At 36.9% G+C, this 22,053-nt stretch carries 22 protein-coding genes; 13 read left to right on the plus strand and 9 right to left on the minus strand.

What is annotated here, in order from left to right; translation table 11 throughout:
• Positions 1-15 precede the first annotated feature (15 nt).
• The 6 genes from I5677_RS00540 to I5677_RS00565 all read left to right on the plus strand — a co-directional run bounded on the left by I5677_RS00540 (position 16) and on the right by I5677_RS00565 (position 4,631).
• Positions 16-291: a PqqD family protein gene (locus tag I5677_RS00540; RefSeq protein WP_197659605.1), complete on the plus strand. Its 276-nt coding sequence runs from the start codon at positions 16-18 to the stop codon at positions 289-291.
• The gene (locus tag I5677_RS00545; protein WP_197659606.1) at positions 282-1,436 is read left to right on the plus strand and encodes a radical SAM protein; all 1,155 of its coding nucleotides are present in this window, start codon (positions 282-284) and stop codon (positions 1,434-1,436) included. Before I5677_RS00540 ends, I5677_RS00545 begins: the two co-directional genes overlap by 10 nt.
• The gene (locus I5677_RS00550) at positions 1,399-1,551 is read left to right on the plus strand and encodes a hypothetical protein (RefSeq protein ID WP_197659607.1); all 153 of its coding nucleotides are present in this window, start codon (positions 1,399-1,401) and stop codon (positions 1,549-1,551) included. Before I5677_RS00545 ends, I5677_RS00550 begins: the two co-directional genes overlap by 38 nt.
• 70 nt (positions 1,552-1,621) lie before the next feature.
• A complete protein-coding gene (locus tag I5677_RS00555) occupies positions 1,622-2,473 on the plus strand; it encodes a hypothetical protein (protein ID WP_197659608.1) in 852 nt (283 codons plus the stop codon).
• The gene (locus I5677_RS00560) at positions 2,422-2,949 is read left to right on the plus strand and encodes a S26 family signal peptidase (protein ID WP_197659609.1); all 528 of its coding nucleotides are present in this window, start codon (positions 2,422-2,424) and stop codon (positions 2,947-2,949) included. Before I5677_RS00555 ends, I5677_RS00560 begins: the two co-directional genes overlap by 52 nt.
• A complete protein-coding gene (locus I5677_RS00565) occupies positions 2,946-4,631 on the plus strand; it encodes an ABC transporter ATP-binding protein (RefSeq protein WP_197659610.1) in 1,686 nt (561 codons plus the stop codon). Before I5677_RS00560 ends, I5677_RS00565 begins: the two co-directional genes overlap by 4 nt.
• Here the strand turns inward: I5677_RS00565 and I5677_RS00570 are convergent.
• Entirely contained in the window at positions 4,600-5,805 is a 1,206-nt protein-coding gene (locus I5677_RS00570; protein ID WP_197659611.1) for a nucleotidyltransferase domain-containing protein, read from the minus strand. The two genes, I5677_RS00565 and I5677_RS00570, sit on opposite strands and share 32 nt — an antisense overlap.
• A 209-nt stretch (positions 5,806-6,014) precedes the next feature.
• Between I5677_RS00570 and I5677_RS00575 the strand changes: the two genes are divergently transcribed.
• From I5677_RS00575 to I5677_RS00600, 6 genes are all read left to right on the plus strand, one after another.
• Positions 6,015-7,400, plus strand: coding sequence for a UDP-glucose dehydrogenase family protein (locus I5677_RS00575; protein ID WP_197659612.1), 1,386 nt, complete (start codon positions 6,015-6,017; stop codon positions 7,398-7,400).
• 329 nt (positions 7,401-7,729) lie between these two features.
• Positions 7,730-8,116 carry a RidA family protein gene (locus I5677_RS00580; protein ID WP_197659613.1) on the plus strand — a complete coding sequence of 129 codons (387 nt, stop codon included), beginning with the start codon at positions 7,730-7,732 and terminating at the stop codon, positions 8,114-8,116.
• A 148-nt stretch (positions 8,117-8,264) separates the two neighbouring features.
• The gene (locus I5677_RS00585) at positions 8,265-8,867 is read left to right on the plus strand and encodes an AAA family ATPase (RefSeq protein WP_197659614.1); all 603 of its coding nucleotides are present in this window, start codon (positions 8,265-8,267) and stop codon (positions 8,865-8,867) included.
• A 141-nt stretch (positions 8,868-9,008) separates the two neighbouring features.
• A complete protein-coding gene (gene namA / locus I5677_RS00590; protein WP_197659615.1) occupies positions 9,009-10,028 on the plus strand; it encodes an NADPH dehydrogenase NamA in 1,020 nt (339 codons plus the stop codon).
• Positions 10,029-10,321: 293 nt separating this feature from the next.
• Complete coding sequence (locus I5677_RS00595; RefSeq protein ID WP_197659616.1) at positions 10,322-11,854, plus strand: methyl-accepting chemotaxis protein; 1,533 nt, start codon at positions 10,322-10,324, stop codon at positions 11,852-11,854.
• Positions 11,855-12,020: 166 nt separating this feature from the next.
• Positions 12,021-12,953 carry a type I phosphomannose isomerase catalytic subunit gene (locus tag I5677_RS00600; protein WP_197659617.1) on the plus strand — a complete coding sequence of 311 codons (933 nt, stop codon included), beginning with the start codon at positions 12,021-12,023 and terminating at the stop codon, positions 12,951-12,953.
• 201 nt (positions 12,954-13,154) lie between these two features.
• On the opposite strand, the gene I5677_RS00605 is transcribed toward I5677_RS00600, so the two are convergent.
• The 5 genes from I5677_RS00605 to I5677_RS00625 form a co-directional block, all read right to left on the minus strand.
• The gene (locus I5677_RS00605) at positions 13,155-15,305 is read right to left on the minus strand and encodes a substrate-binding domain-containing protein (RefSeq protein WP_197659618.1); all 2,151 of its coding nucleotides are present in this window, start codon (positions 15,303-15,305) and stop codon (positions 13,155-13,157) included.
• A gap of 374 nt (positions 15,306-15,679) precedes the next feature.
• The gene (locus I5677_RS00610; RefSeq protein ID WP_243456449.1) at positions 15,680-16,159 is read right to left on the minus strand and encodes a rhodanese-like domain-containing protein; all 480 of its coding nucleotides are present in this window, start codon (positions 16,157-16,159) and stop codon (positions 15,680-15,682) included.
• Positions 16,160-16,224: 65 nt separating this feature from the next.
• A complete protein-coding gene (locus tag I5677_RS00615; protein ID WP_197659619.1) occupies positions 16,225-16,758 on the minus strand; it encodes a permease in 534 nt (177 codons plus the stop codon).
• 115 nt (positions 16,759-16,873) lie between these two features.
• On the minus strand, positions 16,874-17,353 hold the full coding sequence (locus I5677_RS00620; protein WP_197659620.1) for a permease: 480 nt from the start codon (positions 17,351-17,353) through the stop codon (positions 16,874-16,876).
• 57 nt (positions 17,354-17,410) lie between these two features.
• Entirely contained in the window at positions 17,411-18,016 is a 606-nt protein-coding gene (locus I5677_RS00625) for a 4Fe-4S binding protein (RefSeq protein WP_197659621.1), read from the minus strand.
• Positions 18,017-18,435: 419 nt separating this feature from the next.
• On the opposite strand from I5677_RS00625, the gene I5677_RS17100 reads away from it, so the two are divergent.
• Positions 18,436-18,960, plus strand: coding sequence for a cytochrome b5 domain-containing protein (locus I5677_RS17100; protein ID WP_243456450.1), 525 nt, complete (start codon positions 18,436-18,438; stop codon positions 18,958-18,960).
• A gap of 188 nt (positions 18,961-19,148) precedes the next feature.
• On the opposite strand, the gene I5677_RS00635 is transcribed toward I5677_RS17100, so the two are convergent.
• The 3 genes from I5677_RS00635 to I5677_RS00645 all read right to left on the minus strand — a co-directional run bounded on the left by I5677_RS00635 (position 19,149) and on the right by I5677_RS00645 (position 21,842).
• Positions 19,149-19,577 (minus strand): hypothetical protein, encoded by a 429-nt coding sequence (locus I5677_RS00635; protein ID WP_197659622.1) that lies wholly within the window; start codon positions 19,575-19,577, stop codon positions 19,149-19,151.
• 186 nt (positions 19,578-19,763) lie between these two features.
• Positions 19,764-20,084 (minus strand): hypothetical protein, encoded by a 321-nt coding sequence (locus tag I5677_RS00640; protein ID WP_197659623.1) that lies wholly within the window; start codon positions 20,082-20,084, stop codon positions 19,764-19,766.
• Positions 20,085-20,483: 399 nt separating this feature from the next.
• Positions 20,484-21,842: a GH1 family beta-glucosidase gene (locus tag I5677_RS00645; RefSeq protein ID WP_197659624.1), complete on the minus strand. Its 1,359-nt coding sequence runs from the start codon at positions 21,840-21,842 to the stop codon at positions 20,484-20,486.
• Positions 21,843-22,053: the final 211 nt, after the last annotated feature.

The following is a 22,053-nucleotide window of genomic DNA, read 5'->3' on the forward strand; positions in this document are numbered from 1 at the left end:
TGAAGGGGAAAAGTAATGAGAATTAAACAGGGGTTTTTATTAAGGGAAGTAGCGCAATCATGGATTGTTGTACCGATTGGTCAGAGAGTAGTAGAATTTAACGGGCTAATAAGTCTTAGTGAAAGCGGCGCATTACTTTGGAAAAAGTTAGAGCAGAATGTGGATAAGGAAGAGGAGCTAGTTACTGTGCTTACAGAAGAATATGAGATAGATGCAATAACAGCCAAACAAGATGTTCATGATTTCATATCGTCATTACATGAGAAAGGGTTATTAGAGCAATGGATATGACATGGGGGGTAATGAGCCATAAGTTGGGGTGCATAGCAGCGGAGAAGAAAATACCGATCCTTGGTCAGTTTGAATTAACTGCCAGATGTAATTTACAATGTAAGATGTGTTATGTATGTCGCAATGCGCTGGATAAGCAAGCAATATCGATGGAAAAAACGGCAAAAGAGTGGATAAAAATAGCCGAGGAAGCAATGGATGCAGGTATGCTGTATCTTTTGCTCACCGGAGGTGAGGTTTTTATTCGGAAGGATTTTAGAGATATCTATGAAGAACTATCTAAGATGGGTTTTATTAAGTCTATCTATTCAAATGGAACGATGATAACCCCCCAGATAGCAAAGTGGTTGGGTAGTATGCCTCCCGCTCAAATTGATATCACTCTATATGGTGGTTCGCCAAAGACCTATGGTAAGGTATGCGGTGATGAAAGTGGTTTTGAGCGGGCTTTACAAGGTATTGATTTATTACTGGCAGAAGGTATTAATGTCCAGATTCGGACAAGTGTTATAAAGGAGAACCAGGAGGATTTTGAGCGGTTGGCTGAACTGGCAGAGAAACGGGGAGTGGACTTAAGTATTGTTAACTATATATCACCGCGACGGGAAGGGTTTTGTACCAACCCGGAGGGAGAACGCCTAAATCCGAAAGATTTAGTACAATATGAATGGCGTGTTAATAATTACTATCATAACAAGATGGAAAAGTCCAAAGGAGAAAAACAAAATAAAAATTCTGAAGATGAATTAGATGATTTTGTCGCACAACCGGATGATGGACATCCATTTCAATGTAATAATGGTAAGAGCTCCTTTTGGATAACCTGGGACGGAAAAATGATTCCTTGCTCTTTATTGGATGATCCTTATACTTTACCATTCGAGACGGGTTTTTCGCAAGCATGGAGAGATATGACGAAAGCGTGTTCTTGTGTTCTAACTTGTAGCACTTGTAAACAATGCTCTTTGCGGGATTACTGTATGTCCTGCCCAGCCAGATTAAAAAGCGAAACAGGCAGCTTTACTGAACCGGCATCATATCTGTGCGAGTATGCTCGTGAAATGTATCAGTTATCTTTGGATAATAAATTGACAGGAGGATTAGTGAATGAAAAAGTACATAAAACCTACTTTAGAAATGATTGAACTTCGCTCAGAAGAGAGACTTGCATCCTGTAGATTAAGGTGGGTTCGCCCATTTTGGTTGTTCTGGTGGTGGGGCTGCTTTGCCAAATATAAAAATGGTGGTGGCTGTAGTTAGAATATCTGGTTGTATAAGACCATAAAACCCAAATGCAGGTAATAGCTTGATGTTAACGGAGGAAAAAGTTGTGACGAATACGCTTATGATTGCCGGAGTCTCTACTAATATTAACTCGAATCAAAAATATAAAATAAAGAAAAGATTACAGAAATATATTCTAAAAAAAAGTAACGATGCAGATTTAAAGCTATTTATGGAACACAAAAAAATTGTTAATATTCCGGATAGTACACTATTGATGGATGAAAATATAAAATGGTACAAGTCGAATGCAGATGGATGTTATTATATCTATATTTTCGATATGGAGACAACCGAGGTTTCATATCAGATAAAGGTTAATCATAAATGGGATGAAGCTGTTATCACATATGTTGAAAACACTTCGGACATTACATCTATGATTACTGGTCCGATAGGCGAAATTTTATTCAGAAACCATATCCTCTTCCAACATGGCATTGTTATCCATGCGGCAGCCATTGACTGGAAGGGAAAAGGTATTCTATTCTCTGCTCCTTCCGGTACCGGTAAGAGTACGCAGGCAAAATTATGGAGAAGGATAAAAGGGGCAAAGATTATAAATGAAGATAGGCCGGCAGTAAGAATAGAAAAGGAGTATGTCTATGTCCATGGTACTCCTTGGAATGGGTCATCTCCTAAATGTACCAATTGCAGTGTTCCGTTGTCTGCAATCGTAATGATTGAACAGTCCGAGGAGAATAGTATAGAGTTACTTAAAAGCAGGGAGGGAATATCCCGAGTTTTGCCGAGATGTTTCCTACCTTATTATGATGGGGAGCTTATGCAAATAGCTATGTATAATATTGAAAAGATAATTGATATTGTTCCAATCTATTTGTTAAAGTGCCGACCGGAAAGAGAAGCGGTGGAGTTGGTTTATCAATGTGTCAAATAAAAAATATAGAGTTTAAAACACTATACCCTTTTGTAAAAGAAATAATAGATTTTGGAAAACATATTCGTATTACTGTAACCGGAATGAGTATGTACCCTTTTTTAAGAAGTAATAAAGACAGTGTAGTACTTAAAGCAACCGAGTATTCTAATATAAGAAAGGGAGATATTGTTCTGGTACAGATGGACAGTAAACAATATATTTTACATCGAATTGTACGAAGAAAAAAGCACTTCTTTTATATGTGTGGAGATGCACAGACAGTATCTGAAGGACCAATACGAAAAGATCAGATCATTGCCAAAGTTATTCATGTATGGCGTGAGGGCAGATGTATATCCTGTTCCAATCTTTATTGGAGGATATTGTCTTTTAACTGGATACTACTTTTTCCTTTTCGCAGATTCATAATAATGACCTATTGCAGAGTTATTCGTAAAATCTATCACCGAATATTAGGAGGATCCTTGTCTTGAGAAAAATTATAGTAATTATTAATTGGATCGCAAGGCAGGCCCGCCCTTATATAAAATCCTTGTTTATTATATTCATAATGAGTTTTCTACTCTCGCTCTGCGGGGTCGGTATGGTTATTGCTTCAAAAGAACTAATTGATTTTGCAATAAGTGGGATGTTAAATCAAGCTTTAATATCTGGGTTGTTTTTGCTGGGGATAGTACTAATACAGGTATTTATGAAAGCAGCTGTTTCCATGCTGTCAGTTCGTGTTTCCGAAACCATGTCCAATAACATGAGGGAAAGACTGTTTTTACAGTTAACAGAGGTCAAATGGACAGAATATAACCAATATCATAGCGGCGATATTATGACACGGATGACGAACGATATCGGCGGTATCGTAAGCGGAATTGTTGAAGACCTGCCTGAGATTATTACATTAGGATCAGGAGTATGTGCTGCTTTTATTACATTATTAATATATGATCCGTTCCTTGCTATCTTTGCTCTCTTATTAGTTCCGGTCGCAATTTTATTAAGCCAATTTATAGGAAAACGTTATATGAAAATTAATATAAAGGCTAAAGAAGCAGAGAGTAAGTATCGCTCGTATTTGCAGGAGTGTATTGAACATATGCTGGTTCTAAAAACCTTTTGTCATGAGAAGAGAAGTTGCAGACGGTTAAAGGAGTTACAAGACGAAAAAAAACGATTGTATCTGAAAAGTAATTTAACCAGTGTAAGCGCCGGTTCCATGATGACCGGCGGATATTGGGTGAGCTACCTTATTGTATTCGGATGGGGGGCAATGCGCCTTGCCGAAGGTACAACCTCCTTTGGTACTTTCACGGCCTTTATTCAGTTAGTTGGTCAGATACAACAACCATTTATGGGTCTAGCCCAAACACTACCTCAGATGTTCTCTATGGCTGCATCCGCAAAAAGAGTAATGAAGTTTGAGGAACTTAGTAAAGATGATAATAATAATTTACTAGATATCGGTATAAGAATTCGTAATATTACTTTTGATGATGTCAGCTTTGAATATAAAGAAGGGAATCCTGTATTGAGGAATATAACAACCGAAATAAACCAAGGTGAAATCATCGGACTAATTGGAGCTTCAGGGGAAGGAAAAACGACTTTAATACATCTATTGATGTCACTATATAAACCCAATGAGGGTAGCATTTCCATTAATCACTGGTATAAGACAAATATATCCTTACGCTCCATGATATCCTATGTTCCTCAAGGGAATACCTTATTATCCGGTTCAATCTCATATAATCTAAGTATAGGTTGTCCAGATGCAACTACAGACGAACAGATTACTGCTTTAAAGGAAGCAGATGCCTGGGAGTTTGTGAGTAAACTTCCCATGGGTCTTGATACGATAATTGGGGAACGAGGGCATGGACTTTCAGAGGGACAATCCCAAAGGATAGCAATTGCTAGAGCATTTCTTCGTAAATCGCCGATTTTAGTGTTAGATGAAGCCACCTCAGCATTGGATGTTGATACAGAGCAGAGAGTTATGGATTCAATCATAAATCTACAACCTCGTCGCACCTGCATCATAATAACGCACAGACCTTCCTTATTGGAATATTGTCATAGAATTTGGAAAATAAATGAAGGGAAATTAATTGAACAGGAGAAGCATATTAACGAAGTTGTAGCCAGTGAAGCAATTTAGCCCGTTCTTTTCCAATGGCATTTATTTTAGAGGACTGAGTGATAAATTCTTTACGTCTTATGTTTTTGATACCACGGTGAAGCCAGGCGATGGGTAGTAATAGTGGGTTCTTTTTGGCATAATTATATTTTGGCCCAAGGCACTTACTAGAAGGGAAAAGAAAAGACAGTTTATAATGAAAGCCTGTAAAAGGACGAGTTGAACCTTGTGTATGTAAGAATCTTAATATACTTGAACAAGCTTCTCTCTCCGGTGTTCTTTTTCCATAAACACCGGAATGAATGATGTCCTGAAGAAGCATATCGATGTAGGAAGTGTTAATGGTAGCATCAATAAAATCATTAGGTATTTTCATAAAAAATAGACGTTTACATAGGATAAAAATGGATGATGCAAAATTATACATGCTAAAAAGAATGACTTCTGCCTTGACTTTTCTCCAGTTAATTGTATTAATCTTTGCTTCAATGAATAGAGTGATATCACATAATTGACGTAAACCAAAGCCCGATGTATATATATGATTCAAGGAATGAACGATAAGATGTAACAGCTGATCTTCATCCGATAAAATATAAGTGGTATTACCTAATAGATCTGATTTTTTAGTGTTTTGCCAAATCGGTCCGGTAAAGACCGGTGATTTATTATTTTCCTGATTGCTTAGTGTCCAATGTACTTCTATACAAGGGTAATATTGATGAATATATGCAATGTGCTTATTGGAGGATATACCTTCCTCGTACCCAAAAGAGTTCAGTATTTTTCCAACTTTGTTTGTATCCTCTCTATGAACCAATATATCAGCGTCACCCATGGTTCTTAATTCCGGTTCAGGGTAATATTCCCTTAGAATTAAACCTTTTAATGCGACAACCTGGATACCTTCTTGATATAAGGTGTCTAAAACATGACCTATGATATCTATATGCTGAAGTTGCTCGGATACGGACCTCATAGTTTCTTTTTCCCATTTGGATAGTAGTTCCGGGTCCGGCTTAGATTTTGGAGATAGCCGGGTTACGCAGGGGTATATAAGGGTATGAACCTGATGTGCTAAAGCTTCTTCATAAACTTCATACCAATCGATGGTTTTATTGATCTCGATACTTGGCTCTTGACCTCGAATTGCGTTTGATAACAAGGTAATTAATATCTGACTATGGTAATTCATATAGAAACCTCCAAATGTAAAAATATTACAAGAATTATAACACTATTTTTGTTACTGTACAATCTTTATCTTAGATATAAGTACAATATTCTACGAGATACATTATCCGAACGTAGTATGACTCACTATTTACAGAAGTAATAAACTTTACGATTTTTATAAAGATACATATAAAATATATAACTCTAAAATGGAAGGGATGAGTAAAGATGTTTAACATAGCAATCGCAGGAACCGGATACGAAGGATTAGTTGTCGGCGTATGTTTTGCCGAAGTAGGTCATCATGTAACTTGTGTAGATATTGATGAAGCTAAAATAAAGATGTTGAAAGAAAACGAATCTCCGATTTATGAGGCGGATCTCGCTAGGCTGATGAAGAAAAATTATGCAAGAGATAGACTTGATTACTTAACGGATGAGGAAGCAGCATATAAGAACGCTGATGTTATTTTTATCGATGTAGGGGTTCCGGAGAATCCGGACGGATCAGTTGATTTATCCTATATAACATCATTAACTGAGAAGATAGCTTCTATTGTAGCGAAAGATTGTCTGATTGTAATAAAAACCACTGTTCCGGTGGGAACCTGTGATAAACTCGATCAGATTGTAGCAGAGTTTTCGGTAAATTCGTACAGAGTTGAAATAGCTTATAATCCAGAATTTTTCGCTAAAGGTACTGCAATCCGAGATACACTACAGGTGCCGGGTATTGTAATAGGAACTGAAAGTGAATGGGCTGAGGAAATTCTAAGACGTGTCTATGAGCCTTTTAAAAGCCCTATACTACGCGTAAGTAGAAAATCCGCAGAGATGATGAAGTATGCCTCTAACAGTTTTCTTGCACTTAAGATTTCCTATATGAATGATATTGCTAACCTCTGTGAGAGAATGGGTGCTGATATAAAAGAAGTCTCACAGGGGCTTGCCTTTGATAAAAGGATTGGTTTACAGTTTCTGGGTGCCGGTATCGGATATGGAGGCCCCAATATATCAAAGGACACCAAAACTCTTTCATATATGGCGAATCTGAATGGTTATGAACTTCGTACCGTAAAAGCAGCAATCGATGTAAATAATGATCAGAAGGATAAACTATATCAGAAGGCCTTTGACCGAGTAAAGTCTTTTAAGGGGTTGAAGGTGGCCATACTGGGTCTTACTTATAAACCTGGTACGGATGATTGTAGAGAATCTCCAGCCGTCTATTATATACCAAAACTTTTACAGGAAGGTGCCAGTATCTTTGCCTATGATCCCGTAGGACAAGCTAATTTTAGAAAGCTGTTTCCTGAAGGGGAGCATGGCAATGGGATAACCTATACGGATCATATTGAAGATGCCATTGACGATGCTGATGTATGTTTCATTCTGACAGAGTGGGGTAAGATTAAGATGATGGATCCGGTATTATTCCGTATCTTTATGAGGACACCTATTGTGTATGATGGAAGGAATGTTTATGAGCTTGAAGCTATGAGAAAAGCGGAGGTGGAGTATTATTCAATTGGAAGGGAAGCTGTGAATTCGTTTAGATATAATATTGCGTTGTCAACAGATAGGATATCTCAATCAATTGAGGTTTCTGCCTGATTTATCTACAATAGTCGATCCATGTTATTTTATATAAACAACAGATTATATAATAGAAAACATATTGCATTAAGTTAAAGAGCATGAAAGACAATTGGGTGGCCTTTCATGCTTTTAACCTATTTATAGAATATACAGTAGGATTGTTATTTTATAGAGACAAAAAGGACTCTACTTACTCCTTTGTTATACTGATACGGAAGTCTTAAGGAAGGCCATGTAATTCTCAGGTTAATCAATACAAAAATATATGTGTACAAAAATATATCCTTGCTAATTTTACCAATGATAACTATAATATAAAGAAAACCAGAATGGGAGGTATTTTTATGTTTAAAGTAATTCAAACCGATAAGGCCCCCGCAGCAATCGGACCTTATAGCCAAGCACTAATTCATGGTAATCTTATGTTTGCATCCGGTCAGATACCAATCAATCCGGAGAACGGACAGCTTGTAGAGGGAGATATCAAGGTTCAGACAACGCAGGTAATGAAGAATATCTCTGCTGTCCTTGGTGCAGCCGGAATAGGTTTTGAGAATGTGATTAAGACAACCTGTTTTCTTAAAGATATGGATGATTTTGCTGCCTTCAATGAAATTTATGCACAGTATTTTACAGGGAAACCGGCGAGGTCCTGTGTAGCTGCGCAGAAATTACCTAAGGATGTACTTTGTGAAGTCGAGATTATTGCAGTACTGGATATTTCAAAATAAAGATTAAATTGTTTTGTGTAGATAACAATCTTTTGTGAATTTTTGGCCGACGAAAAGCTTTTCTGTTAAGAGAAGCATGATTACAAGCCGGTTGCATATACTTTATATAAGTTGGACTAATTATTACTAACGTTAGGAGGAATGAAACATGAAAAAGTTAATCTTAGTAACATCCCCCCCGGCTTGTGGCAAAACATACGTCTCAAAGCAACTGGCTAAGTCCCTGAAGCACATAGTATATCTTGATAAGGATACATTAATCTGTTTATCAAAACAGATTTTTAAGATAGCAGGTGAACCCTATAACAGAAGTTCACAGTTTTTTGAAGAAAATATCCGCGATTACGAATATGAAGCGATTGTTGCGTTGGCATTGGAAGCGCTCGATTATTCTGATATGGTTTTAATTAATGCTCCCTTTTCCAGAGAAATTAGAGATATTAATTATATTATGAATTTAAAAAACAAATTGAAACAAAAAGATGCGCATTTAGTCGTTATCTGGGTTGAAACTTCTATTGAGGTATGCAGACAGAGAATGATAGAACGTAATTCGGACAGGGATATCTGGAAACTAGCGAATTGGGATGAGTACATAGCAGGGTGTAATTTTGATATTCCAACTACCTTGGATGACCCTGATGTCAGTGACGATTTATTGATTTTTAAAAACTCCTCGCAAGAAGAGTTTAATGAATCTATGAGATTTATATTAGAGAGACTGGAAGCAGAAGATGTAGTACCTGTTTAGAGTATATGAAGTATTTACAAGTAATAAATTTCTTAATGTTAAACTAAAACAATGGTTTTTAATTGAGTATACCATTCATATATATTAGGAATATTGAATGATTCGACCGATTATATTGTGAATTACAATGGAGGTATGACAATGACGAAATTATTCACAGAATATAATTTAATACAACTAAAACTTAGGAACCGAATTGTAATGGCACCTATGTGCATGTATAGCTCTAATGAAGCTGGTTTAGTAAAGGACTGGCATTTTATACATTATGCCTCAAGAGCTGTCGGAGGTGTTGGCTTGATTCTTCTGGAGGCAACAGGTGTAGAGAATAGGGGTCGGATTACGGACAGGGATTTAGGTCTGTGGAAGGACGAACAGATTGATGGGCTTGCAAAAATTGTGCAAGAATGCAAAAAGCATGGAGCTAAGGTTGGTATACAATTGGCTCATGCGGGTCGTAAATCAGAAGTGATAGCGGAACCCTCCATCGCCCCCAGTCCCATAGCCTTTAGTGATAAATATAGAGTACCGGCAGAGATGACGAAAGAGGAAATCAAAAAGGTTATATTAGCTTTTGGGGAAGCGGCTCGTAGAGCAGATCTTGCCGGCTTTGATGTAATTGAGATACACGCAGCCCATGGTTATCTGATCAGTGAATTTCTTTCTCCTTTAACGAATAAGAGAACGGATGAATATGGTGGCAGTGAAGAAAACCGTTCCAGATTCTTAAAGGAAATACTTCAAAGCGTAACAAAAGTCTGGCCAAAGGAGAAACCAATCCTTGTAAGAGTATCTGCTGAAGATTACGGCAAGGGTGGTAACCATGATGATAGTATTGCTCGGATGGTAAATATGGTGAAAGACTATGGTATAGATATTGTCCATGTCAGCTCCGGTGGAGTTGTGAATGTAGGAATGAATGTATATCCGGGTTATCAGGTAAAATATGCGGAAACCATTAAAAAAGAATGTGGACTTCCGGTAATAGCAGGAGGACTTATCACATCTCCTTTGATGGCGGAGGAAGTCCTTCAAAATGAACGGGCTGATCTCGTGTTTTTAGGAAGAGAGCTTCTTCGTGATCCGTATTGGCCACTTCGTGCAGCAAATGAGTTAGGCTGTGATATAAAATGGCCCTATCAGTACGAGAGAGCCAAGTAAAAGAATAGATGAAGGCAATTGCTCAAATTTGTATAGGAGCAATCCACATTGGCTTACAAAGTAATGATACGATGCCAAACCGTAATGAAAATGTATTCATCATACTTTTTTTCGTTAATATAATAGTTACATGTTTGCATAGAAGGCAACGGAGCAGGTACCGTTGCCTTTTGTGCAAGAGAAATAATTAAAACTATTGACATAGAAACAATCATAGTTTATATTTAAAAAAGCAACGGAGTAGTAAATCCGTTGCTTTTTTTATGCTAATTTACAAGAGAGGAGCATTTGCTATGTTTAGAAAGACAGGAAAAAGAAGTAACAAAGAGGATTTCGGGTTTTACCAGGAAATTGAAAATATTAAAATAATAACCAATCAGCTATTACAAGGAGATTTGGATATTGAAGTTAACGCGAATGAATTTACTTTATTGGGTGAACTGGCACAAGATGTAAGCTTTATCAGCGGATCATTTAATGAATATATTAATGAAGTCTCCCATGTTTTATCACATCTGTCAGCGGGAAATATGGCGGTTACATTGAACAAAGACATTAATTATCAAGGAGATTTTCTTCCTATACGAAGTGCTCTTCATAAAATAAAACAATCGTTGAATAAATCATTTGAAAAAATATTAAAGCTATCCAATCAAATGGATATTCTGTCTGATCAGATGGAAAAGGCTTCCTCTGTTCTTGCTAATAATGCATCAAATCAAGCAGATTTAATTAGCAGCTTGTCAAACACAGTCTATGAGATTACGGAGCAGACCGTAAATAATGCAGAAAATGCAAAGTTGGCGGCCATAGGTATGGAGGCAATAAAGAAGGAAACAAAAACCGGAAGAGTATATATGGATCAAATGTTAACATCCATGGAAAACGTAAAAAATTCATCTAAGGATATTTCACATATTATTGATATAATAAAAGAAATAGCAGGACAAACCAAGTTGCTGGCATTAAATGCTGCAATAGAGGCTGCTAGGGCCGGAGAATCGGGGAAAGGTTTTTCAGTGGTTGCTAATGAAGTTAATATTCTAGCTGTAAAAAGTGAAGAAGCGGTTGAAAAAACAATATCACTTATTAATAACAGTATACATACAACTCAGGAAAGTACTGAAATAGCAAGTAAGACAGCGGATAGTTTAATTAGTATACAAAGTTCTATTGAAAAAACCACCCATTTATGTAAAGAGATAGCGGAGCGCTCCGAAAATCAGGCACAAAGTCTTAAAGATACTTCTGCAATAATCACGAATATCTCGGAGGTTGTACAAAACAATGCAGCCTATGCACAGGAAAATTCTGCTGAAGCATGTAATCTTCACGATATATCATCTCAACTAAGAAGTGTATTGAGTGGATATCGTTTGAAGAGTCAGATAAAAAATTATCCACAGAGAAGGGAGATGGAAAAGGAGAAGATTTTGTTATGGATAGAGCAGTTTAAGAATCAATTACAGGGAATTAATAATTCAACCGCTGAGATAGATAGGGTACTGATTGATATAGTGAGACAAAAAGATGAAATTGAATGTGTCTATGTGATTGGTGATAACGGAAAGCAGCTTAGTCATACGATTATGCATCCAAATATTCAATTGGAAGATAATGAAGATTTTCATCCGGCAATACCAGGGGATAACCATGATGATAAGAAATATTTTCGTCAAGCTGTGAAAGATAAGGATAGAATACACTTTTCCCATGAATATATATCGTCTGCGACAGGAGGCTTATGTAGAACGATTTCTTGTACTTATAAGGTTAATGGACAGGATTCGAATATACTTTGTATTGACATGGTTATAAACATATAGATGTAAGCGTCATTATGTTATGTGAATTTTACTGTTTAACGTAACCAATTAAGTTAGTCTGTAACTTAAAAATAATTCATCTTGTTGAAATATAATGCCGGTTTGCTATAATATAGTTAAGAATTTTGTCGGGCTTAATGCACAGGACATTAGAAAGGGGTCTACCATGAACGAGATAATATTTCTTAAGCCGGTATTTAAGTCAATGATATGGGGTGGTGACCGTCTTAAAACAGAATTTAGTTATGATATACCAGATGAACATACCGGTGAGTGTTGGGCGATCAGTGCTCATAAAAACGGAGATTGTATTGTTAAAAACGGTACATATGAAGGAAAAAACTTAAGTTGGTTGTGGAAGCATCACCGGGAGTTGTTTGGAGACGTCGAGGGAGAGGTGTTCCCTCTTTTAGTTAAAATCATAGACGCCAAAGCAGACTTAAGCATACAGGTCCATCCGGATGATGCATATGCCATGGAACATGAGCAGGGGGCACTCGGTAAGACCGAATGTTGGTATATACTTGATTGCCCTGAAGATGGCAATCTGGTAATTGGTCATAATGCAGATAGCAGGGAAGAGCTAAGGAAGATGATAGAGGATAGAAGATGGCAGGAGCTAATCCGTATCAAACCCATTAAGAAAGGAGATTTTCTGCAGATTAATCCCGGTACAGTACATGCAATTAAGGAAGGCACCTTACTTTTGGAGACGCAGCAAAGCAGTGACATAACCTATCGTCTGTATGACTATGACAGACTGGATAATGGAAAGCCTAGACCCTTACATATAGAGCAAAGCATAGATGTGATCCGATGTCCTCATGAGGATGTAACGGTAAGAGGAAAGTTAACGAATTATCAGAACTGCGTATTGGAAGAACTAATTCAATGTAAATATTATACGGTAAGTAAACTAAGCCTTCATGGGGAACAGACATTTATGCAAGAATTTAAGTTTTTAAATGTCAGTATAATAGAAGGTAAAGGATCTATTGATCAAATAGAGATAAAAAAAGGGGATCATTTTATTCTGCCCTATGGTTACGGTACGTATTGTTTAAAAGGTAATATGGAAATTATTGTATCACATATATAGCCAAGAAAGACAGAGGCTTTAATATTCATATGAAGCAAGCAGAAAATACTCGTAAGGATTGGTATAGGAAATCTACACACCCTAAATCTTAGTTGGTCCATAGGGTGTGTAAGAAAATAATATTACTTATACAATAAGGGGCATCACTTTTATAATGAAAGAGTGATGCCCTTTTTATAGTATTTTAGAACAATTTTTAAATTAACTTTCAGTGATACTTCTAATATCAATAACCTCTGTTCTTGTATAAGAAATACTATCAGGTGTTTCGTTAGCCATAATATAATTATATAGAGAAATGATTGGATCATGGCCCTGACCGAAGGGATCTTGTCCCATGGCAGCATAGCATATACCCTGTTTGATTAATTCCATTACCTTTTGGTCATAATCAAAGCAGATAAGAACGGTTTTTCCGATTCGCCCCAATTCCTCTATTGCTTTTGCTGCACCTGTGATGCCACCGGTAACTACAACTAAAGCCCGTAGATTCGGGTACTTCATCAAGGATTCCTTTGTTTTCTTATAAACAATATTATCATTTATTTCCGCTTCGATTTCTTCAACTAATTTAATCTTTTTCTTTTTCTTGGTTACTTCTATCAGAGCATCTCTACGGATTTTATTAATGGAAGTTCCTAATCCACCCCGGATTAGAGCATATTCTCCTTCACCATCCAATGCTTTCACTACCAATTCTCCGGCCATTAAACCGGCTGCATGAATATCAGGTCCGAAGTAGGATAATCTTTTCGTACCTTCTACGAAATCACAGTTAAACGCCATAACCGGAATATTCTTGCGGTTTGCATTAGCTACATGATTTTCAATATCTTGGATAAATCCTGGAACAACGATACCATCGCAGCCTTCCTTAATTCTTTCAGCCAGGGTTTGATTAAATCTATCGTCCACATGCTCAAAACCAATATATTCAACCTCAACATTTTTCGTTTTTAATTCATTTTTGGCATATAATGCACCCTGTCTTACACCGTGCCAGAAGGGATGGTCTAGGGGACTAAGCATCACAATTTTTAATCTCTTAGGACTCACCTGATCTACAGGAACGATAGAGGTTTTAAATCTCATTAACAGGTTCTCTATACTGGACAGCATGTTTTGCAGGGATAGGGCTTGATTATTAATCTCTTCGTTCTCTGCAAGTTCTTCTTCGGTAACGGCAGCCACATCCTGAGTAATAGATGATATTTCATTGGATGCATCATGAAGAATTAATCCTTTTTCATTAATACCCTTAGTGTTTTCGTTTATTAAGCGGGATTCTTCATATACCTTTTTCATATCTTCGTTAAGGATATTGGCATTCTTATTGATAGTATAGAAGGAATCCTTCACGGAATTGAAAATTTCTTTACTAATGTTAAAGCTTTCCACACAGCTATCAATACTTTCGCTAACTTTTTCATTTGAATTAAGAATATTACTCAACAATTTATTAATCTGACCAATGCTGTCCCTCGTTTGTGAGGATAGCTTATTCATCTCCTGAGCTACAACTACGAAGCCTTTACCAGCCTCACCGGCTCTTGCGGCTTCAACAGCGGAGTTAAGGGAAAGAAGCTTTAACTGTTCTGTAATATTGATAATAAGACCGCCTACCTGATCAATCTCTTTCAGATGTGAGTTTAAGGTATCAATAAAGGTTGAAGTATCAGAAAGGTTAGTGGAGATAACATCCATCTGCTCATTATATTTATCCAAATGTTCGGAACCGTTCTCTGCCATATTAACGGTATTTTCAACAAAGCCTTCAATATTCGCGAGGCTCGTAGTAATGCTATTGGTTCTTTGTGATACTTCCTGAATCCGGTCCAAGGTATCTTTCACAATTTTTAACTGATCCTGAGCTTTTTCTGCTACGATATTCATATTGGAGGCGATCTGTTCATTGCCTTTATAGCTCATGTCAAGGCTTTTCGTTACCTTATCTACTGCATCAGACAGAATTATCACATTGCTCTTTGTTGATTCGATAAAGCTTAATAAATTTCTCTTCATTTCGTTAAATGCAATTGTTAAAGATTCAAGACCCTTGGTTTTATCAGCGTTAATATCACTGATATTCAGCTTTCCTTGGGATAATAAATTAGCGTTTTTATCAACCAAGGTAATAGAAGCGAAGAATCTTAACAACAGAATTAGTTCCAAGGCAAATAATACGATGATCACAATAAATCCATATTGAATATAATCTTTTACTCCCTCCCTGTCAGATAAAAACAAAAGCGACAGTGCTACCATAAGAACTAAAATCAGAAAAGCTAAAGTTAAGATTAAAAATCTTGTATTATTTCGATTTTTAACTTTACTGTTTTGTTGCTCGGACATATGAAACCCTCCCTGTTTATTCATAAATAATGGATGTCACTAATAATCGGTAGCAGACAGAATAATACAAAAACATATTATGTGCAACCTTTTATGACTTATTATTCTAATTTTATCATTAAAATTACTGAAATACAATATAAAACACATTAGAAATTTGTTATATTACATAAAAAATATAAGTATATTTACCAATTTATATTTAGTGCCCATATGAAATATTAATTTATAGCAGCAGCTTCGTTATCTCTAATAAAAAGACATCGAAATCGATTTCACCTATGATACAGGTGGAATCGATTTCGATGTCTATATTTCACAGATCCATTGTTAATGTACTTTATCATATTTCTTGATATTCAACCATCGCTATATTATTTGATAATATCAAACGGCCAGTCTATGATACCACCAAAATCATATAAATTGGTATAACCAAGTTCCTGCAAAGTATTGGCAGCTTGGGCACTTCGATTCCCGCTTCGGCAATAAATCAATATGATAGCATCTTTATCTTTTAGCTGTTCCTCTGCAACCTCGGCTAATTCATAATCAGGAATAAGAACCGCTCCCTCGATATGTCCGGAATTAAACTCTTGTGTAGTACGTACATCTAGAATAATTATATCTTCTTGCTGGTCCATCATTTCCTTCGCCTGTTCAGCTGTAATTTTCTCCATTACTAAGGAGTTCGTTTCACCAGTTATGCCCGTGTTGTCTGTATCATCAGCTGTGTCAGAGGTCTTAATATCATTCCTTGGCTCATTCATATTGCCATAGTTAAAACATCCGGTTAGGGTCATTAGAACTAATATTGATATCGAAAGTAAAAAAATGTTTTTCGTAAGTTTCAAATTTTTCCTCCTTTTAAAATGTTAAATTATAAAGTTTCCTTTATTAAGTTATATATTACCGAATATTATAAATTTTCTGCATTAACATAAAGCTTATTCACATAGTCTTTCGATACTGATTTTGAAAGGAGATATGCAATAATAATGATACCGGGAATATCAATCAGCAACCTGGTTGTTGCAAACGAAGTACCTAGCGATGACATTTCAAAAAGGAACATAGGAATCTTTGTTGTTGACCAGGCACCCAGAAAGATTAAGATATTCATAAACTTTACGCCCTTTTTCATGAATACGGCAGCAACCGGAAAAGCTCCATAGAGAGGACCTGCCGCTGCGGAACCTAAGAGAATGGATAATAGTACTCCCTTCAAACCGGAACCTTCTCCCATGAATTTTATCATAGTCTCTCTGGGTACCCAAATATCCAGTAGGCCCAGAAGAATAAAAACCGGAGGAATTACCAATAACATTTCCTTCATGGAGAAGGTAGCTATATCAAAGGCTTTAAAGCCAATTTTCTTATTTATTAGTGTTATTAACAATAGTAAAGCCAATACAATGAGAAAAGAGCGATATCTTTTGAAAAACTTTTTCATATTAACCCTCCATGCTGTCAATTTAGACAGCTCAAATTCTAAAAACCTTTCAATTTCCATTACAGAATATAATATTTTAAGTATCTCTTGTCTTTGTGATTTAGGGTGCACTTTTTTAACCTATAACGATCCCGATAATATAAGCCACTACAAAGGAGAAAAGAAAGGCATAAGTGTTACGAAGAATGGCCATTTTCTTACCAAAGTATTTGAATTCAATCGGTAGAGTTACGATTCCGACCATCATAAGAGCGGATACAAATGCTGCAATCTGCATATACCCAGCACCGCCCTCTAAGAGGAGAGCTGCAGTTGGGAATGCAACAAATGCCGGAATAAGGGTTATCGCTCCAATCACAGCAGATACGATGACTCCCCAACCACCTGATTTGGAACCGATAATCTTAGAGATGGTATTCGTATCTATGACCGCAAGCATAATACCGACCAATAGGATTACAACCAGAAATTGGGGTAATATATTCTCAAACGCCTTCCAGGATTTTTTTAATGCCATCTTTGTTTTTTTCTTATCTTTATATATGGAAAAGATAAGGAATACAACAGTTATACTGTATAAAATATAGGAATCCATAGCACGCCTCCTCTGTTTAATAGTCCATGTAATTTTACTATTATTATAATAGTTGCATTATTCTGCTTCAACATTTTTATGAATAACAGGACGGTTACTCACTTTCTTTCTGCTTTTAAGATATTCATCGGATAGAGTACCAACCGGGCATATGGTGCACCAGGTTCTGGGTTTATAAATGAGTGCCAGTAAGAGACCAAGTATGGAGGTAGTCATCATCATGGAATAAAAACGGTAGGCAAGATGCGTAACCCATGGGGCAAGATTAGTTATTTCAATAATCTGAGGCAAATCTACAGGTAATTTAAAGACAAGAAGAAACCTTAGATAATCCATAGGGGGGATCCTTCCGATTGCCACACCTAGAGTTGACATTAATATCACTGTCAGACTTACGAAGAAATAAGCCAGAACGATTTTCTTCATATTACCTTTAGTAAAATAAACCGGTGTCTTACGGGAATTTTTTTTATGTTTACCGACCGTAGTATACAGACTGGCTCTCGGGCAGTAGCCCTGACACCATGTCTTTTTCTTGTTTTTTTGTAGCAAGTAGAATGGTATTGCCATACAAATCAATCCCAAAAGAGCAAAATGTATATTCACAAAGCCAAGGGCAAAGTAAGTAATAGTTATCAGGTATAAATATTTATTATTACGCATTGTTCTCCTCTTTCTTTATAAGTCAAGTAGTATCAAGTAGATAACTGTAGTCCTAGGATAGCACTGTATATGGTTGAACTGTAAGGATTGGATTTAATTTCACAACTGCCGGCCATTGCCCATTATTATAATATCTCTCACCACATTATCCTCCCTTTCTTTAACAAGTCGGCTCATTATAACAGACGATTAATTTTTTCCTCTGTGATAATATCACATTGAATGAGTAGATTTATCTAGAACTTTGTATTAGGAGAAGTTCTTGCATAAAATAGGCATATATATTCTATAAGACCTATAAAATTTACTGTATCGGATTAATATACATATATAAGGAATGTTATGTAAAGACAGAGGAATAATAATTTAGCAGTTACATGTCAGATTGGTACAATATATCATTAGAAAGGTGAATTGTTATGGATGAATATGAATTGAGGAGGATGGTTGATGGCTATATTAAGGAAATGTGCCATTTTAGTCAGATGCAGGTATTTGCCACCTCCTGTTATCAAAGTAATTATTTTCAGAAGCAGATAGATGATCGAGTTAATACTCTAATTAATTATATAAAGCGTTATTCAGTATGGCAGGAAGAATATCATAACAATCTTCATTCTGTACAGAAAAGTCAGGCAGTAAGTGAACCTCAGATACCTATGTCTCATATTTTGAATGAGACCCAGACCAAAGAGGCACAGTTACAGGTATTCACTCCACAAGAACTTGCTTATTATGATGGAACAGAAGGAAAACCAATCTATGTCGCGGTTAATAATGTGGTCTATGACCTTAGTGCAGCTCCTGCTTGGGTAGGAGGGTTACATAACGGATTAATAGCAGGACAGGATCTAACAGCACAATTTCGAGGATGCCATCAAGGGGTTATGGATCGACTTTTAAAATATCCGCAGGCAGGATTTCTTAGGTCAGAAGACATTTAAGGAAATTAAAGACTGAAAGATTCGGAAAAAGACTTGGTATAAAAAAGGGATGTCTCCCACGCTGTATTATCGTAACATATACGGTAAGCAGAGGTAGAAAACAACCCATTTTTATGACAAGTGAAGCCGCTTGCTGGTTCATCTTGCCGGCTCAGCTATATTACTCATTCTTTGGTATAAACTTATCGTTATACTGCGTTATGGCAGAAGGCTGCAATCCTATCAATCGGGATATCACATACGGAACCAACTACAAATGGCTGTGGTTTAGGATAATGACAGCCTCCACAACCGATACCGCCACCAATACCGCCTGCTAGACCGCCACCGATTCCGCCGCCGCCTGCGCCAACTTTACCGCCGATACCACCTGCTAGACCGCCACCGATGCCACCGCCGATACCGCCGTCGAACGCCTCATCGGCTGCAAATTGTGGGCAGATGTTTTCACTGAGTGGGCTGGTAGGAGGTGTACCCTGCTGTGTCACCAGTCTAACATAGTTGCAATTTACAGCGAGTATTACACCTGTAAAACCGCAGCCGGAAGGTCCGCCGCTGGTGGTAAAGATAGTCACGGTCTGACCGATGAACTCGTAAAGATGTCGTACTAAACTCATATTTCCTCCATAATTATTATTGTAACCTAATAATGACATATATTTTTCCTCCAATCTGATTTTAAAGTTTTGGATACCTACGTTTCGTTTTCATATCCTAATATCATAATATGAAATGGTTTTACATGTTGTGACAAAGAAAGACATAAATATTAATGAAATAGCTTTTTTCGTTATAAAACCTTATTATATAGCGTTATGACAGAAGGATGCTATCTTATCTACCGGTATATCACATACGGAACCAATTACAAAGTGTGGTATAGGTTTCGGTTTATGGCAACCTGTTCCCTGTCCCTGTGTATCAGCAGCAAATTTCGGGCAGATGTTTTCTGCTAAAGGACTTGTTGGTGGTGTTCCTTGTTGGGTAGATAAACGAATATAACAAGGGTTAACGAATAAAAGAACACCAGTAAAGCCGCAGCCGGAAGGTCCACCGCTAGTAGTGAATACTGTAACCGTCTGACCAATAAATTCTGAAAGATGTGCAATTATATTATAATTCATACTTCTTCCTCCTTTTATTATTTTTATAAACCCATAACTTGTTATAAGCTATGGCAGGATGGATAGGTTATATCCAAGTCCTTACTTTACTATATGCAAAATAATACAGAAAGTGACAAAAAGAACTAAAATATATTAATTATCGGGAGGGTTTTAGACTATCACCTATTTCCTTCAACTAACAGTTTATAATAAACATATTAAAAGACGGGACATAAGGGTTCCTACAAGTTATTTGGAGTAAATAATATGCTTTCCAAACAATACATGAGGGGAAACCTTATGTCCCGTCTTATGAGGTTTTTATGTTAAACCAATCTAATATAAGTAAACTACAATAATTTTTTGTTTATATATGATGTCTTTAAGATAATAACAAAAAACAAATAGAGAATAACTTTAAAGAATATCACCGTTACTCTCAATCACCTTACGATACCAGTAAGCGGAATCTTTCAGGGTTCTTTTCTGTGTAACATAATCGACATGTATTAACCCAAAGCGTTCGTTATAGCCTTCGGACCATTCAAAGTTATCCATAACAGACCAATAGAAGTAACCGCGGATATCAACGCCTTCTGTAGTTGCTCTTTTTAACTCTTTAAGGTAACGGTGCATAAAGTCAATTCGATTTAAGTCATGAACCTTACCATCCAAACTAACCCAATCGGATAAAGAAAGGCCGTTCTCCGTAATATAAATTGGCAACTGATATCTTTCATATAAGTATTTTGGCATGTAATAAAGAATTTCCGGTAATACCAGCCACTTCATGGCGGTTTTATCATAGCCGGTTTTTCTTGGGACTTCGATATAGCCATGTTGATCGTCGTACTGAATGATAGCCCCCTGGTACATATTAATTCCTAAAAAGTCCAGAGGCTGACAAATCTGCTCCAAATCTCCGCCCTGAATGATATCAAAGGGAAAATCTTCTTTAAAGTACGCTAAGCCATCTTCAGGATATCTTCCTGATAAAACAGGGTCAAGCCACCAGGTATTGGACCATAAACCACGGGTGGTACCACTTAAGGAGTAATTTTTTGCGGCTTCCACATCGTTTTTGTTATTAGAGAACGGTATTCCAGGCCACGGATTAGGGGCATATCCTACAATGCCTGGTTTTTTAGCAAATTTTCGTATCGTCTGTACCGCTTTACCATGGGCTAGATGTATATTGTGCATCATAATAAAAGCATCACGAATGGATACCTGATCGCCAGGGGCGTGACTTCCGTCTACATGTCCTAACAGGATATGACACTGGGGTTCATTGACGGTGATCCACTTAGTTACGCGATCTGATAAACTATCAACAACAACCTTCACATACTGGGCAAACCAGTCGGAGATATCCCTGTTTTTCCAACCACCCCGATCATAGATTGCCTGGGGCAGGTCCCAGTGGAATAATGTAATATAAGGCTCAATTCCAGCTGCGAGAAGCTCGTCCACCAGGTGATTATAAAATGCAAGACCGGATTCATTGATACTTCCTACACCCTCAGGCAGAATCCGTGGCCAGCTTATGGATAAGCGGTATGCTTTTATTCCCATTTCTTTCATTAAGGCAATATCTTCTTTGTACCGGTGATAGTGGTCGCAGGCAATATCACCATGATCATTATTTTTGGTTTTACCTTTCGTGTGGGAGTATGTATCCCATACGGAGATGCCTTTTCCATCTTCTTTTGCAGCACCTTCAATCTGATATGAGGCAGCAGCAGCTCCCCATATAAAGTCTTTAGAAAAACTCAATGTTTTATCTTCCTTTCCTTTTATCTGGTACAATTTTCTGTTTCTTCTATGAGTGTTTTCATAATTAGAAGAATTTATCCGAATTGTTTAGTATTCAAGTGCACACTTTGGAGGCTCACTTTTTTAAACAATCAGAGTATACCTCATTATACCAGATAGTGAAAACGAAGGAAAGATAAGCTATTAGATTTTTCGCAAGAATTGCAGTGAA

The sequence above is a fragment of the Mobilitalea sibirica genome, assembly GCF_015999265.1.
In the GTDB taxonomy this organism is placed as follows: domain Bacteria; phylum Bacillota; class Clostridia; order Lachnospirales; family Lachnospiraceae; genus Mobilitalea; species Mobilitalea sibirica.